Genomic DNA, 15,160 nt, shown 5'->3' on the forward strand with positions numbered 1-15,160 from the left:
CGGGAGCCGCCATGCCCGGAGCGAAGGCCCAGGCGGGAACACGGCATCGCCGCTTCAGGGCCGGCGGCCGCGGCTGGCTGTACGGCAGCCCGCTCTGGCGCATGCTGGCCCTGTCGGGGCGCAGCCCGGGCGGGCTTGAGGCGGTGCCGATCGACCCCTGGCCGGGCGATACCGCCCTGGGCGCCGCCCTGCTGGACAACCGCTTCCCCTTCGCCGGGCAGACGCTGCACGGTGCCGTGCCGCCCTGGCTGGCGCCCGACGCCTCCGCCGCCTGGCTGGCGGAGATGCACGGTTTCGACTGGCTGCGCCATCTGCGCGCCATCGGCGGCGATGCCGGCCGGAGGCAGGCCCGCGCCCTGGTCAGCCACTGGCTGGAGACGCAGGCACGCTGGCATCCCGTGGCCTGGGCGCCGGATGTCACGGGCCAGCGCATCGCCGCCTGGATCGGCATGCACGACTTCTTCCTGGCCAGCGCCGACGACGCCCTGCGCGCCCAGGTCTTCGACAGTCTGGCGCGGCAGGTCCGCCATCTGGCCCGCGTGCTGCCGGGCAGCACCCGCGGGCTGGCGCTGATCGCCGGGATCAAGGGGCTGGCCTTCGGCGGGCTGTGCCTGCCCGACCAGCGCAAGGCCGCGTCCCGGATGCGCTGGCTGCTGGAGCGGGAGCTGCCGCGGCAGGTGATGCCGGACGGCTGCCATGTCGAACGCTCCCCCGCCGTGCAGCTCCAGGTGCTGCGCCACCTGATCGACATCCGCGGCGGCTGCCGCGCCGCCCGGGCGGAGGTGCCGCCGGCGTTGCAGCACGCCATCGACCGGATGACGCCGTCCTTGCGCTTCTTCCGCCACGGCGATGGCGGGCTGGCCCTGTTCAACGACAGCCAGGAGGGCGATCCCGGCACCATCGACACGGTGCTGGGGCAGGCCGACGCGCGCGGCCGACCGCTGCGCTCGGCCCCGCACATCGGCTTCGAGCGGCTGACCGCCGGCCGCACCTGGGTGCTGATGGATGCCGGGGCTCCGCCGCCGCACGGGCTGGACGCCGGGGCCCACGCCGGCACCCTGTCCTTCGAGATGAGCGTCGGGCGCGAGCGTCTGGTGGTGAACTGCGGTGCCCATCCGTCGGGCGACGGGCTGTGGCGGGCCGCCCTGGCGGCGACGGCGGCGCATTCCACCTTGACGGTGGAGGACACCAATTCCGCCGCCGTGCTGCCCGAGGGCGGGCTGGGCCGCCGGCCCGGCCGGGTCGAGGCGCACCGGACGGAGACGCTGGGCAGCGTCCTGGTCGAGGCGAGCCACGACGGCTACCGCGAGCCGCACGGGCTGTTGCACCGGCGCCGCCTGTACCTGACCGACGGCGGCGACGACCTGCGCGGCGAGGACGTGCTGGAGGGGGCGGGCGGCAAGACCTTCGCCGTGCGCTTCCACCTGCACCCCCAGGTCCAGGCCAGCCTGCTCCAGGGCGGCAGCAGCGCGCTGCTGCGCCTGCCGTCGGGCCAGGGCTGGCGGCTGCGCACGGCCGGCGGCGCGCTGGAGATCGCCGACAGCATCTATCTGGGCACCGGGGCGGAACCGCGCCGGACCGTCCAGCTCATCCTGCGCGGCACCACCGTACCGGGCACCACCACCGTCAAATGGGCCATCCGCCGGGAGAAGCGGGCGGACGGCACCGATCCCACCGAAGGCTGAAATCCATGTCCCCGACCCCGCAGCACACCAGTTCCCCCGATCTCGTCCCCGTGGCGCGTGCCCTGATCTCCGTCTCCGACAAGACGGGGCTGGTCGATCTCGGCAAGGCGCTGGCCGCCCGCGGGGTGGAGATCCTGTCCACCGGCGGGTCGGCCAAGGCGCTGCTGGACGCCGGCGTGCCGGTGGTCGAGGTCGGCGCCCATACCGGCTTCCCGGAGATGATGGACGGCCGGGTGAAGACCCTGCACCCCCGCATCCATGGCGGCATCCTGGCCCGGCGCGACCTGGAGAGCCACACCCGGGCGATGGACGAACACGACATCCCCGGCATCGATCTGGTGGTGGTGAACCTCTACCCGTTCGAGGCGACGGTGGCGAAGGGGGCGGACTTCGCCACCTGCATCGAGAACATCGACATCGGCGGCCCCTCGCTGATCCGCGGTGCCGCGAAGAACCACGATTTCGTCGCCATCGTCACCGACCCGTCTGACTATGCCGAGCTGCTGGCCCAGCTCGATGCCGGCGACGGCCGGACGACGCTGGACTTCCGCCGCCGGCTGGCGGCCAAGGCCTATGCCCGCACCGGCGCCTATGACAGCGCCATCGCCGCCTGGTTCGCCGGCCAGCTCGGCGAGGCGTATCCCCGCCGCATCGCCTTCGCCGGCGAGCTGAAGCAGACCCTGCGCTACGGCGAGAACCCGCACCAGACGGCCGCCTTCTATACCAGCGGCGAGACCCGGCCGGGCATCGCCACGGCGACCCAGCTCCAGGGCAAGGAGCTGAGCTACAACAACCTGAACGACACCGACGCCGCCTTCGAGCTGGTGGCCGAGTTCGAGCGGCCGGCCATCGCCATCATCAAGCACGCCAACCCCTGCGGCGTGGCCGAGGGCGCCGACCTGCACGACGCCTATGCCAAGGCCCTGGCCTGCGATCCCGTCTCGGCCTTCGGCGGCATCATCGCCTGCAACCGCACGCTGGACGCCGCCACGGCGGAGGAGATCGCGAAACTGTTCGCCGAGGTGGTGATCGCCCCTGACGCGGACGAGGAGGCGCGCCGGGTCCTGGCGTCCAAGAAGAACCTGCGCGTGCTGCTGACCGGCGCCCTGCCGGACCCGGCGGCGGCGGGGCTGTCCGTGAAGTCCCTGTCCGGCGGCTATCTGGTGCAGACCCGCGACAACGGCCGCATCGCCGCCGCCGACCTGAAGGTGGTGACGAAGCGCGTCCCGACCGCGGCCGAGCTGGCCGATCTGGTCTTCGCCTTCCGCGTCGCCAAGCATGTGAAGTCGAACGCCATCGTCTACGCCAAGGGTGCCGCCACCGTCGGCATCGGCGCCGGGCAGATGAGCCGGGTGGACAGCTCCCGCATCGCCGCCTGGAAGTCGGCGGACGCGGCCACCGCGGCTGGCCTGCCCGAAGCCGGCACGCGCGGCAGCGTCGTCGCCTCGGACGCCTTCTTCCCCTTCGCCGACGGGCTGATCGCCGCGGCCGAGGCCGGGGTGACGGCGGTGATCCAGCCGGGCGGCAGCGTCCGTGATGCCGAGGTGATCGCCGCCGCCGACGAGCGCGGGCTGGCGATGGTCTTCACCGGCATGCGCCACTTCCGGCACTGAGCCCGGCGGGACACTCAACCCTGCGGGACACTCAGCCCGGCGGGACCGGGCGGCCGCGACGGACGCGGCCGCCCCTTGTGCCCGGGAACCTGTGACAACGGACACAGAAAAACCCGTATCGGCATGGTATACAGGAACAGTCGTCAGTTCCGGAGCCGATCCATGCCGGCCGACACGCCCTGTCCGTCGCCCCGCCCCGCCTTCCCCGTGACCGGGGACCCTGTCGCCCGCCGCCGCAACAACCGCCGCGCCCTGACCGGGCTGGCGCTGCTGCTGGGCCTGGGACTGATCTCCCGCTACGGGCTGATCGTGGAACTGTCCGCCGAAGTGCGGCAGGACGGCGTCACCGCCGTGGCGGGAGAGGCCGGCCGGCAGCTCACGGCCGGGCTGATGATCGCCAGCGACCTGACCGGCGATGCCGTCGCCTGGACCGGCGAGATGCTCACGCTCGATGTCTGCAACCGGTTCCTGCTCCGCTTCGAGCTGACGCCCTGGCGTTGAGCCCTGCGCCTTGCGCACGGCACGCACAGGGGGTTGCGCGTCGGGATTCCGGTGCCCTTAAGTATAAGCGGGTATAAGGGGGTTGCATGCGATCTGCGTGCTTCCCATCCTTTTCGCGTTCCGGTATGTCCCGGTAGGGCATTGGAGTAGTCCGCGATGAGCAAGTCTTCCGCTTTCGACACGCTGGTGGCGTGCCTGGACGAGCCGGTGCGGGAGAACCCTGTCCGCAGTTTCCGGGAAATCGAGCGGCTGCGCTATCTCCGGCAGTGCGAAGAGCTGGGGATCGACGCCGAACTCGGCATGCGCAGCCCGCTGGAATTCGCCCTGGCCGTCATCGGCCACCGCCCGGGCGGCGGGACTCTGAAGGTCCGCAAAGCCGGCAAATGAAGCCCTGATGCGCCCGCCAAGACCAGGCCGGAAAACCAGCCGGCCTTCCCTGGAAACGGCCAGACCGGGCCAAGTGGACGCCCTGTACGCAAGGCGAGCGCATACCATGGTAACCAGTTTGCGCTTTACAACGCTCCCCACCCCGGCAGAATGCGGGCCCCGAGATGTCGCGGGCTCCAGAATGGCATTTGAGACGGACAAGGAACTGCTGAAGGCGCTGAACCATGCCGCCGCCGAGATCGACACCCTCGATCCGGAGGGAGCGGACCGGCTGCGCTATTATCTCCAGTGCGCCGAACTGGGCATCGACCCGCTGCTGGGCCGCGTCAGCCCGCTCGTCTTCGCGCAGGAGGTGGCGGACCGTCTGGGCCGGGCGGCGACGGACGGGACCGACAGCGGGAGCGACGGAAACGGAAGCGACGACAGCGGGACCGGCGGCGGCCCGGTGCTGCACTGACGTAGGTAGCCCCGGCACCATTCCGCCGGACGGGGCTCACCCGTCCGCTGGCACCCCGCCTGCATCCGTCACCACCACCTGCCCGTCCTCCAGCCCGACCGGCACGGGCGTCAGCCCGCGCCCGGCACAGGGGCCGTGGACGCAGACCCCGTCCTCCACCCGGAAGCGGGCGCCGTGGGTCGCGCAGTGCAGGAAGGCCCCGTCCGGGCTCATGAAGCGGTCCGGCTGCCAGTCCAGCGGCACCCCCGCATGCGGGCAGGAATTGACATAGGCGAAGACCCGGTCGCCGCGGCGGGCCACCAGGAGGCGGCGCGGCGCGGTCCCGCCGTCGGCGGCGCTGCCGGTCACGAAGCCGCGGGCCTGCCCGTCGGGGATGTCCGCCAGCCGGCACAGCCGCAGGGACGCCCCGCCGGTCGGCTCTCCACCGGCCATTCTCCTTCCCTCAGGCTTCGATGCCCGCCAACGCGCAGACCCGCGCCCACTGCTCGGTCGTGACGGCCGAGACGGACAGGCGCGACTGGCGGACGAGCTGCATCTGCGACAGAAGCGGGTCCTCCTTCATCTGCTTCAGCGTCACGGGCACCCGGACCGGTAGCACCGGCGCCAGGTCCACCATGCCGAAACGGCCGCTTCCGTCGGAGGGGTCGGGGTAGTATTCGCGCACCACCTCGGCCACGCCGACGATCTCCAGCCCCTCGTTGGAGTGGTAGAAGAAGGCCCGGTCGCCGACCCGCATGGCCTTCAGGTTGTTCGCCGCCTGATGGTTGCGCACGCCGTCCCAGTGGGTCCGGCCATCGGCCACGAACCTGTCCCACGAATATTTGAACGGCTCCGACTTCACCAGCCAGTGGGCCATGCGCCCCCTCCTCCGCTCTGCCGGGCTCAGGCCTTGGGGAAGACCTTGCGCCAGGGCCGGATGCTGCTGCTGGCGAACAGCCCGGCCCGGGCATAGGGATCGGCGGCGGCGAAGGCTTCCACCTCGGCGCGGTCGGCGAAGTCCAGGATCAGCAGGCTGCCCACCGGCGTGGCCCCGTCGTCGGCCAGGATCGGGCCGGCGGCGATCACGCGGTCGGCCACCGTGTCGATGTGGGCCAGGTGCGCCGGGCGGTTCGCGGCACGGATATCCAGGCTGCCGGGCCTGTCGAGGCATTCCAGGATGAAGGGCATCGGTCGGGTCTCCTCATGTCCGGCGGCGACACTATCGCGGCGGCGCGGACGGATAAAGGGGCTGCGGCGCCGGGCGGAACCGGGACGCCGGCCCCCTGTTGGCGGGACTGCATGCCGGGGGCCTGGACGCCACCCGGCGCCAACACGGGAGAGAAGTCACCATGGCCGACTATGACGATCGCTACCGGGGCGACTATTACCGCCGCGACGAGGAGCGGTCCCGCCGCGGCGGCGACTACGGCGGCCGCGATTACGGCAGCTATTCCAGCAGCAGCAGCATGGGCGGGCGCGACCCGCGGGACCATGACCGCGGCCGCCGCGACCTGGGCGACTACAGCCGCGGCATGCGCGACGACATGCGGGACTTCCGCGACGACCGGGGCTCCGGCAGCGGCTACGGCGCCTGGGAGGGCCGCGACTACGGCCGGAACGAGGGCCGCGACGATCAGGCCGGGCGCGGCTACGGTTCCCGCGAGGACCGCGCGCGGGACTACTACGGCGCCCGCGGCACCTATTCCGGGTCCGAGGACCGCCGCGGCGGCTATGGCGAGCGCTACGGCCGCGAGGCCGGCGGCTACAACTACGCGGGCGGCCGCAGCGACACCTACGGCGAGGGCGGGCGCGGCTGGCGCGGCGGCAGCGCGGAGGATCGCGGCTTCTTCTCCCGCGCCGGGGACGAGATCGCCTCCTGGTTCGGCAGCGACGAGGCCGAGCGGCGCCGCGAGCGCGACGCCCATGCCGGGGACGAGGGCGCGCAGCACCACCGCGGCCGCGGCCCGCGCAACTACACCCGCTCGGACAGCCGCATCGTGGAAGACGTCAACGACCGGCTGACCGACGATTTCCGGCTGGACGCCTCGGACATCGACGTCAGTGCGACGAACGGGGAGGTCACCCTGTCCGGCCAGGTCAAAAGCCGCCAGGACAAGCGCCGGGCGGAGGATCTGGCCGAGTCGGTTTCCGGCGTGCGCCATGTCCAGAACAACCTGCGCATCCGCGACCGCGGTTCCTGGGCGGAGGGCATGACCACCTCCGGCGGGCGGATCAGTTCGACGGACGCGGCGACCGCCACCGGCAGCAGAACGGGCAGCAGCACGACGGGTACCGGAACGGCGGGTACCGGACCGGCGGGTACCGGAACGGCGGGTACCGGAACGGCGGGCAGCAGCGGCACGGGTACGACGGGCAGCGGCCTCGGCGCCGGCGGCTCGGGCGGGCTGGGCAGCACCTCGACGACGCGCTGACGCCCGGCTGCCTGTTCGCGGCAGGGGAAGGCCGGGGCCGGTCTTCACGGCCCCTTAACCGCTGCGGGGGTGGGATGGGGGGCCTCCCCTCCCGCAGTGGACCTTCCGGCCGTGCATGCGCCCCGCCCCGCCCGCCCCACGGACCAGCGCCTGCCGCCGGAGACCCACACCGCCGCCCATGTCACCTTCCTGCGACCGGTGACGAATGACAGTGTCTGCGCCCTGCTGGCGGCCTGCCAGACGCTGATGGGCGAGGGGGTGGAGCACATCCACCTGGGCATCGGCAGCGGCGGCGGCGGCATCGTCGCCGGGCTGGCGGCGTTCAACCAGCTCCGCGGGCTGCCGCTGCACTTCACCACCTACAATCTGGGCAGCGTGGACAGCGTGGCGATCCTGCCCTTCCTGCTGGGCCGGGAGCGGGTGGCCGATCCCTGGTCCACCTTCCTGTTCCACGGGGTGAGCTGGGCCTTCGCCGCGAACGGCGAGGTGGCGCCCTCGCAGGTCGCGGACGCGCACGCCTGTATCGCCAGCCACGAGCGGGTGCTGTCCGGCATCACCGCCGCCTGCACCGGCCTGCCGCTGGAGGATGTCCGGCGGATGCGCGCCGCCTCCACCATCGTCGGGGCGGAGGAGGCGGTCGCGCTCGGCATCGCCAGCCGGACCGGCGGCTTCACCGTGCCCCGCGGCGGCCGCTGGTGGGTGGTCTGACTCAGAACCCCTCGGTCCTGAACGGGCGGGTCAGCAGCGCCTCGATCACCGAGTCGAGGTCGGCACCGTGGTTCAGGATGGCGTCCACCGCCTGGCAGATGGGCATGTCCACGCCGCGCTGCCCGGCCAGTTCCACCACGGCGCGAGCGGTGTAGACGCCCTCCGCCACGCTGCGGCGCTCGCCCAGCACCTCGGCCAGCCGGCGGCCCTGGCCCAGGGCGGCGCCCAGGCTCATGTTGCGCGACTGCAAGGACGAGCAGGTGAGCGTCAGGTCGCCCAGGCCGGACAGGCCCATCAGCGTCTCCGCCCGGGCGCCCAGCGCCAGCCCCAGCCGCGCGATCTCCGCCAGCCCGCGGGTGATCAGGGCGGCGCGGGCGTTGTCGCCCAGCCGGCGGCCCTCGACGACGCCGCAGGCGATGGCCAGCACGTTCTTCACCGCACCGCCGACCTGCGCGCCGACCAGATCGTCCGACAGGTAGGGCCGCAGGCTGCGGCCGCCCAGCGCCTCCACCAGGGTGCGGCCGACCGCGGCGTCGGCACAGGCCAGCGTCACCGCGGTGGGCAGCCCGGCCGCCACCTCCGCCGCGAAGGTCGGGCCGGAGAGCACGGCCAGCGGGTTGTCCGGCAGTTCGGCCTGCGCCGCGTCCGTCATCAGGCAGCCGGTGTCCAGCTCGATGCCCTTGGCGCAGATCACGGCCGGCACGGCGCCGTCCAGCACCGGCGCCAGGGCGCGGCAGGCGGCGCGCAGATGCTGCGCCGGCGTGACCAGCAGCAGCGCGTCCACCGCCGCGGCCTCCTCCAGGTCGCCGGTGGCGCGGATCGCCGGGTCCAGCGCCACGCCGGGCAGGAAGGGCCTGTTCTCGTGGTCGGCGTTGACGCCTTCCACCACCTCGGGCTCCCGCGCCCAGAGCACGACCTCGCGCCCGGCCCGGCCGGCCGCCATGGCCAGCGCCGTGCCCCACGCCCCTGCCCCGATCACTCCGATCCGCTGCATGCCTCGCATCCCCTTGCTTCCGGCCCCACGCTTAGCGCGGGGGCCGGGAACGCGCAACGAAGTGCGGCAAGGCGCGCCGCCCGAGCCCCCCTCCCGCGCCGCCCGCGCGCCGGGTGCGCTACGCCTTCGCCCCGGCGAACGGCGCCTTCGCCGCGGTCGGGTCCAGCGGCCAGCGCGGCCGCGGCGCGAAGTCCAGCGGGTCGGTCAGGCCCAGGCGCAGCCGCTCCACCCCGGCCCAGGCGATCATGGCCGCATTGTCCGTGCAGAGCCCCAGCGGCGGCGCCACGAAGTCCAGCCCGGCGTCGGCCGCCAGCGCGGACAGGCGGGCCCGCAGATAGCGGTTCGCCGCCACGCCGCCGGCCACCACCAGGGCCCGGCCGTCCGGGTGCAGGGCGCGGAAACGGCCGATGGCTCGGCCGCAGCGGTCCACCAGACTGTCGCCGACGGCACGGTGGAAGGCGGCGGCGAGATCGGCCACGTCCTCGGGCGCGGGGCTGCCGCCCAGCGTCTCCGCATGCCGGCGCACCGCCGTCTTCAGGCCGGAGAAGCTGAAGTCGCAGTCCGGCCGCCCCTTCATCGGCACCGGCAGATCGAACCGGCCGGGATCGCGCGCGGCCTGCGCCGCCTGCTCCATCAGCGGCCCGCCGGGATAGCCCAGGCCCAGCAGCTTGGCCGACTTGTCGAACGCCTCGCCCACCGCGTCGTCGATGGTGGTGCCCAGCCGGCGGTAGCGCCCCACCCCCTCCACCGCCAGCAACTGGCAGTGCCCGCCGCTGACCAGCAGCAGCAGATAGGGGAAGGCCACCCCTTCGGTCAGCCGGGCCGTCAGCGCGTGGCCCTCCAGATGGTTGACGGCGATGAAGGGCAGGCCGCGCACCGCGCAGATGGCCTTGGCCGTCATCACCCCCACCATCACCCCGCCGATCAGGCCGGGGCCGGCCGTGGCGGCGACGCCGTCCAGCCCGTCCAGCCCGACGCCCGACTGGTCCAGGGCGCGGCGGACCAGCCCGTCGAGATGGTGCAGGTGCGCCCGCGCCGCGATCTCCGGCACGACGCCGCCGTAAGGGGCGTGGTCGTCGAGCTGCGACAGAACGACGCTGGACAGGATGGTGCCGTCGCCGGCCACGACGGCGGCGGCGGTTTCATCGCAGCTCGTCTCTATACCGAGCACGACGGGGCTTTGCGGAACGGTGATCATGGCCGCGGAACCTAGTGCCGCGACACTTCGACGGCAAGGGAGGCTTCCCAGCGGACGCGAACGGCGATATTGAGAGCGCCATGAAACAGCCCCTCCGCATCGGGACGCGCGGCAGCCCCTTGGCGCTGGCGCAGGCCCACGAGACCCGCCGCCGTTTGGCCGAAGCCCACCCGCATCTGGCCGAGCCGGATGCGATCGAGATCGTGGTCATCAAGACCACGGGCGACCGCATCCTGGACCGCACGCTGATGGAAGCGGGGGGCAAGGGCCTGTTCACCAAGGAGATCGAGGAGGCCCTCCAGGCCGAGACGATCGACCTGGCGGTCCATTCCATGAAGGACGTGCCGACCTGGCGCCAGACCGGGCTCCAGCTCACGGCCATGCTCCCGCGGGAGGACCCGCGCGACGCCTGGTTCTGCCGCCATGGCTGCGGCCTGGACGAGCTGCCGGCCGGGGCGGTCGTCGGCACCGCCAGCCTGCGCCGTCAGGCCCAGATCCTGGCCCGCCGGCCGGACCTGAAGGTCGTGCCCTTCCGCGGCAACGTGCAGACCCGCATGACCAAGCTGGCCGAGGGGCAGGTGGACGCCACCCTGCTGGCGCTGGCCGGCCTGCGCCGGCTGGGGCTGGTCGAGCACATGACCGCGGCGATCGAGACCGACGTGATGCTGCCCGCCGTGGCGCAGGGCGCCATCGGCATCGAGACGCGGGCGGCCGATGACGTGACCAACGCCCTGGTCGCGGCGCTGAACCATGCCGAGACGATGACCCGGGTGACGGCCGAGCGCGGCGTGCTGGCCACGCTGGACGGCTCCTGCCGCACGCCCATCGCGGCGCTGGCGGAACTGCCGGGCGACGGCAGCCTGACCCTGTCCGCCCTGGTCATCCGGCCGGACGGCCAGGAGTTCTACCGGACCGAGCGGCGCGGCGATCCGGACGACGCGGAGGCCATGGGCATCGACGCCGGGCAGGAGCTGAAGGCGAAGCTGCCGCCGGACTTCTTCGCGGTGTCGGGCGCCATCGAGGGGCCGGCCGGCCCCGGTTCGGCGATCTGACAGGGAGACGCGGCGTGACCGGAATTCTGGTCACCCGCCCGCAGCCCGAGGCCGACCAGACGGCGGCCGAGCTGGCCGCGCGCGGTTTCACCACCCTGATCGAGCCGTTGCTGGAGGTGCGCCTGCTGCCCGGCCCCGCGCTGGACCTTGCGGGCGTGCAGGCGCTGCTGCTGACCAGCATCAACGGGGTGCGCGCAACGCTGGCGCGCACCGACCGGCGCGATCTGCCCGTTCTGGCTGTCGGCCGCCGCACGGGGGACGAGGCCCGGGCCGCCGGATTCGCCGAGGTGCGCGAGGCGGAGGGCGATGCCGTCCACCTTGCCGCCCTGATCCGGCGGGAGGTCGATCCCGCCGCCGGGCGGCTGCTGCATGTCAGCGGAGTCGACCTGGCCGCCGATCTGGCCGAGCTGCTGGGACCGGACGGCTACACCGTGGACCGCATCGTCGGCTATGAGGCCGTGGCGGCGGAGCACCTCTCCCCGGAGGTGGTTTCCGCGCTGCGACAGGCCGACATTAGCATCGCGTTGTTTTTCTCTCCCCGCACTGCACGCACGTTTGTTAGGCTGGCTACCGCGGCAGGCTTAGCCGACCGGTGTGCCGGCATGTCTGCCTTTTGTCTCAGTCCTGCCGTCGCGTCCGCGGCGGCGGGTTTGCCCTGGCAGGCCGTACGCGTCGCGGAGCGGCCCGCCGCCGGGGCGCTGCTTGATCTGCTGCCCCCGGCCGGTACGGCTGGCTGAGACCGCCCCTGCGGGCCCGGCCTGTCGCGCAAGCCGGACCAGAGCCCGAAGGAAGGACCGATGGCCAGCCCGGCATCCGATCACTACCCCAGCCCGGAAGAGGGTTACGACGCGGCCCGGTCCCGGGCCACGGATTCCATCATCGAATGGTTCGGCGGCGTCCGCTCCGCGGCTGCCAAGCTGGGCATCCCCGCCACGATCGTGCAGGGCTGGCGCAAGCGCGGCCAGATCCCCGAGTCGCGGCGCGAGGACCTGATGTCCGCCGCCGCGGCCTACGGCATCCCGCTGACGACGGAGGATCTGGACCGGGCTGTCGGCCCGGCGCTGGAGGAGCCGGCGGACCTCGATCCCCTGGACGGGGAGCCGGGATACGGCGAGTCGGGCTATGGCGAGTCGGGCCGGAGCGGATCGGACTACGGTGCGTCCAGCTACGCCACCGACGGGACGCGCGACAGCGACGGGTACGGCCGCACCGAGTCGGCGACGGAACCGGAAGCCTCGCCCGTGACCGCCACCCCCTATCCCGAGTCGCCCCAGCCGGAGGTGCAGCGGGGCGGCGGCGGGTTCGTCAGCACGCTGGCGCTGCTGCTGGCGCTGGGGTCGGCGGGCGTCGTCGGCGCCCAGCTCTACCAGCCGGACCTGCTGAAGTACCTGCCGGGCCTGCCTTCCGCGGCGCCGACGGCGGACCCGCTGGCCGAGACGCGGGCGAGCGTCACCGCGCTCCAGGAGGAGAACAAGGCGCTGCGCCGCCGCATCGAGTCGCTGACGGCCGACCTGCGCGCCGTGGCCGACCGGCCGCCGCCGGCACCCCCGGCGCCGCCGGCCCCGTCGATCGACCCGGCCAAGGTGGAGGCGCAGTTCGCCGAGCTGCGCGAGCGGGTGCAGATGCTGGTCACCGCCCTGGAGCAGGCGGCCGCGGCCCCGGCCGAGGGCGGCGGGCTGTCCCAGGCGGCCTTGCAGCCGCTGCGCACGGATGTGGAGACCCTGGCCGGCCGCATCGAGGCGCTGGAGTCGGCCCCGGCCCCCACCCCCGGCGCCGATCCGGCCGCCGTGGAGGATCTGGCCGGTCGCCTGGAGAAGACGGAAACCGCCCTGGCCGAGGTGCAGGGGGCGCTGGGTGAGGCGCAGGCGGCCGGCGGCGAGACCGCGGCCCTGCGGGAGCAGGTGGACGCCCTGGCCCGGCAGATCGCCGATCTGTCCGCCGCCGGCGATACCTCCGCCCTGCGCGAGGAGCTGGAGGCGCTGGGCCAGCAGGTGACCGAGCTGTCGGGCGCGGTGCAGGAACTGGCCGCGAAGCCGGAGCCGACCCTGCCGGAACCGGAACCGCTGCCGCAGGAACTGGTGGACCTGCCGGGCCGGGTGGACGAGCTGGCGACGACGCTGGCCTCCATCCAGACCCTGGCCTCCGGCGAGGCGGTGAAGGGCGGCGACGCCCTGGTGCTGGTCGCCGCGCAGTTGCAGTCCGCGCTGGCCTCGGGCCGCCCCTACGCCCGTGAGCTGGCGACGGCGCGGGCGATCTCGCCCGAGGGGGCGGGGCTGGACGAGCTGTTCGACACGCTGGAGGCCCGCGCGGCCCAGGGCCTGCCGGCCTTCGCCGCGCTGCACGAATCGTTCCGCCGGCTGGCGCCGGAGGTCATCCGCGCCGACCGCACCCGCACGGATGCGGACTGGCTGGACCTGACGCTCGGCCGGCTGAATTCGATCATCACCGTCCGCCGCGCCTCCGGCGACATCGCCGGCGCCGACGGGGCCTCGATCGTGGCGCGGGCCGAGGAGGCGCTGAACCAGGGCAACCTGACCCTCGCGGTCAAGGAGCTGGACGCGCTGACCGGGCCCGCGGCCGCGGCGCTGCAACCCTGGCTGGCCGACGCGCGCAGCCGCGTGGCCGCGGAGAAGGCCGCCCAGGCCCTGACCGACGCGGCCGTCACCCGGATCGGTGAGGGCGGCCAATGAGACGCGCGGTCTTCTTCTTCATCAAGATCGGCCTGCTGATCGCGCTGGCGATCTGGCTGGCGCGCAATCCCGGCAGCGTCTCCATCCAGTTCCAGGACTGGATGGTGGACATGCCCTTCTGGGCCATGCTGCTGGCGCTGGCGGTGATCATCGTCGCCGCGGTCGTGCTGTACCGGGTGTTCAGCTTCGTCGTGGGCGGCCCCGCCGCCTTCGCCCGCAGCCGGCAGGCGGCGAAGCGGGAGCGCGGCTACCACGCCCTGACCCAGGGCATGGTGGCGGTGGCCGCCGGCGACCGTGAGGCCGCCAGCCGCTTCGCCCGCAAGGCCGACACGCTGCTGAACGAGCCGCCGCTGACGCTGCTGCTGTCGGCGCAGGCGGCCCAGCTCGCCGGCGACGACATGGCGGCGCGCAAGTACTTCCAGTCCATGCTGCAACGCCCGGAGACGGAGTTCCTGGGCCTGCGCGGGCTGCTGACCCAGGCGCTGAAGGGCGGCGACCGGACGGAGGCGCTGAAGCTGGCCCGCCGCGCCGCGGAGATCCAGCCCAAGGCGCAGTGGCCGGTGCTGGCCCTGATGGAGCTGGAGGCGAAGGAGGGCCACTGGAAGCAGGCCGAGGAGGCGCTGGACCGCGCCACCGCGACCAAGGCCCTGCCGCAGGAGACCCTGCGCCGCCACCGCGTCGCCCTGCTGGTGGAGCGCGCCCGCACCGCCGTGGCCGAGGGCCGCAGCAAGGATGCGCTGGCCCTGGCGCAGCGCGCCAACGAGCAGATGCCGTCGCATGTTCCGGCGGCCGTGCTGGTGGCGACGCTGCGGGCCCAGGCGGGCAACCGCAAGGCCGCCACCCGCGCCATCGAGGAGGCGTGGAAGATCGCCCCGCACCCCGAGCTGGCCGAGGCCTGGGGCCGGATCGAAGCGATCTTCCGTCCGGGCATCGACCCGGCCTCGCTGGTCAAGCGCTACGAGGCCCTGGTGGCGCTGGACCCGCGCGCCGCGGCCGCCTATGTCGCCCTGGGCGAAGCCTGCCTGCGGGCCGACCAGCGGGCGCAGGCGCGCACCCATCTGGAGAAGGCCTGGACCCTGGCCCCGACGCAGCATGTCTTCCGCCTGCTGACGGAGCTGGCCCGGCACGAGGATGCCGACGGCGAGGCGATGCGGGAGTGGCTGGAGCGCAGCGCCGGCCTGCACCCCGATCCCGACCCGGTCTGGGTCTGTTCCGCCTGCGGCACGCCGTCCGCCGGCTGGAGCGCGGTGTGCCCGTCCTGCCGCGGCTTCGACACGATGGAGTGGCGGGCCGCGAAGCCGGCCCTGCGTCTGGCCGACGCCGCCCCGGCGGCAATCCTGCCCGCCGCCTCCCGCCCCGCCAGCACCGCACCCGCCAGCACCGCTTCCGGCACCAACGCCGCTGCCACGCCGGACACCCCGGCCGGGGGCTTGGCACAGGAGGGGTGAGCCGTTAAGCAGGGTC

16 protein-coding genes are annotated in these 15,160 nt (G+C 73.6%); 11 read left to right on the top strand and 5 right to left on the bottom strand.

Going from position 1 to position 15,160, the window contains the following annotated elements; translation table 11 throughout:
* Positions 1–11: 11 nt before the first annotated feature.
* The 5 genes from ACFQPS_RS11625 (at position 12) to ACFQPS_RS11645 (ending at position 4,643) form a co-directional block, all read left to right on the top strand.
* Positions 12–1,685, top strand: coding sequence for a heparinase II/III family protein (locus ACFQPS_RS11625; protein WP_377359132.1), 1,674 nt, complete (start codon positions 12–14; stop codon positions 1,683–1,685).
* Positions 1,686–1,690: 5 nt separating this feature from the next.
* The gene (gene purH / locus ACFQPS_RS11630; RefSeq protein ID WP_377359135.1) at positions 1,691–3,298 is read left to right on the top strand and encodes a bifunctional phosphoribosylaminoimidazolecarboxamide formyltransferase/IMP cyclohydrolase; all 1,608 of its coding nucleotides are present in this window, start codon (positions 1,691–1,693) and stop codon (positions 3,296–3,298) included.
* A 162-nt stretch (positions 3,299–3,460) separates the two neighbouring features.
* Positions 3,461–3,799, top strand: coding sequence for a hypothetical protein (locus ACFQPS_RS11635; RefSeq protein WP_377359137.1), 339 nt, complete (start codon positions 3,461–3,463; stop codon positions 3,797–3,799).
* Positions 3,800–3,955: 156 nt separating this feature from the next.
* Positions 3,956–4,186 (top strand): hypothetical protein, encoded by a 231-nt coding sequence (locus ACFQPS_RS11640; RefSeq protein WP_377359138.1) that lies wholly within the window; start codon positions 3,956–3,958, stop codon positions 4,184–4,186.
* 181 nt (positions 4,187–4,367) lie between these two features.
* A complete protein-coding gene (locus ACFQPS_RS11645; RefSeq protein WP_377359140.1) occupies positions 4,368–4,643 on the top strand; it encodes a hypothetical protein in 276 nt (91 codons plus the stop codon).
* A gap of 36 nt (positions 4,644–4,679) precedes the next feature.
* Here the strand turns inward: ACFQPS_RS11645 and ACFQPS_RS11650 are convergent, their stop codons facing one another.
* From ACFQPS_RS11650 to ACFQPS_RS11660, 3 genes are read right to left on the bottom strand one after another with little or no spacing between them, the layout of a single operon-like run.
* Complete coding sequence (locus ACFQPS_RS11650; RefSeq protein ID WP_377359143.1) at positions 4,680–5,075, bottom strand: Rieske (2Fe-2S) protein; 396 nt, start codon at positions 5,073–5,075, stop codon at positions 4,680–4,682.
* A gap of 10 nt (positions 5,076–5,085) precedes the next feature.
* On the bottom strand, positions 5,086–5,499 hold the full coding sequence (locus ACFQPS_RS11655; RefSeq protein WP_377359145.1) for an EVE domain-containing protein: 414 nt from the start codon (positions 5,497–5,499) through the stop codon (positions 5,086–5,088).
* Positions 5,500–5,525: 26 nt separating this feature from the next.
* A complete protein-coding gene (locus tag ACFQPS_RS11660) occupies positions 5,526–5,810 on the bottom strand; it encodes a YciI family protein (protein ID WP_377359146.1) in 285 nt (94 codons plus the stop codon).
* 161 nt (positions 5,811–5,971) lie between these two features.
* Here ACFQPS_RS11660 and ACFQPS_RS11665 point away from each other — a divergent pair, with 161 nt between their 5' ends.
* Positions 5,972–7,054: a BON domain-containing protein gene (locus ACFQPS_RS11665; protein ID WP_377359148.1), complete on the top strand. Its 1,083-nt coding sequence runs from the start codon at positions 5,972–5,974 to the stop codon at positions 7,052–7,054.
* 111 nt (positions 7,055–7,165) lie between these two features.
* Entirely contained in the window at positions 7,166–7,762 is a 597-nt protein-coding gene (locus ACFQPS_RS11670; protein ID WP_377359150.1) for an ATP-dependent Clp protease proteolytic subunit, read from the top strand.
* Position 7,763: 1 nt separating this feature from the next.
* On the opposite strand, the gene ACFQPS_RS11675 is transcribed toward ACFQPS_RS11670, so the two are convergent.
* Entirely contained in the window at positions 7,764–8,765 is a 1,002-nt protein-coding gene (locus ACFQPS_RS11675; protein WP_377359152.1) for an NAD(P)H-dependent glycerol-3-phosphate dehydrogenase, read from the bottom strand.
* Positions 8,766–8,874: 109 nt separating this feature from the next.
* The gene (tsaD, locus tag ACFQPS_RS11680; protein ID WP_377359154.1) at positions 8,875–9,954 is read right to left on the bottom strand and encodes a tRNA (adenosine(37)-N6)-threonylcarbamoyltransferase complex transferase subunit TsaD; all 1,080 of its coding nucleotides are present in this window, start codon (positions 9,952–9,954) and stop codon (positions 8,875–8,877) included.
* Positions 9,955–10,034: 80 nt separating this feature from the next.
* Between tsaD and hemC the strand changes: the two genes are divergently transcribed.
* Genes hemC through ACFQPS_RS11700 form a run of 4 tightly spaced genes read left to right on the top strand, consistent with a single transcriptional unit; the run spans position 10,035 to position 15,144 of the window.
* Positions 10,035–11,006, top strand: a complete 972-nt coding sequence (gene hemC, locus ACFQPS_RS11685) for a hydroxymethylbilane synthase (protein WP_377359155.1) — start codon at positions 10,035–10,037, stop codon at positions 11,004–11,006.
* A 14-nt stretch (positions 11,007–11,020) separates the two neighbouring features.
* The gene (locus tag ACFQPS_RS11690) at positions 11,021–11,743 is read left to right on the top strand and encodes a uroporphyrinogen-III synthase (RefSeq protein WP_377359158.1); all 723 of its coding nucleotides are present in this window, start codon (positions 11,021–11,023) and stop codon (positions 11,741–11,743) included.
* Between the two features lie 60 nt (positions 11,744–11,803).
* The gene (locus ACFQPS_RS11695) at positions 11,804–13,696 is read left to right on the top strand and encodes a COG4223 family protein (RefSeq protein ID WP_377359160.1); all 1,893 of its coding nucleotides are present in this window, start codon (positions 11,804–11,806) and stop codon (positions 13,694–13,696) included.
* Positions 13,693–15,144, top strand: a complete 1,452-nt coding sequence (locus ACFQPS_RS11700; RefSeq protein ID WP_377359162.1) for a heme biosynthesis protein HemY — start codon at positions 13,693–13,695, stop codon at positions 15,142–15,144. The genes ACFQPS_RS11695 and ACFQPS_RS11700 overlap by 4 nt, the downstream gene beginning before the upstream one ends.
* Positions 15,145–15,160 lie beyond the last annotated feature (16 nt).

The sequence above is a fragment of the Rhodocista pekingensis genome, assembly GCF_042665545.1.
GTDB lineage: Bacteria > Pseudomonadota > Alphaproteobacteria > Azospirillales > Azospirillaceae > Rhodocista > Rhodocista pekingensis.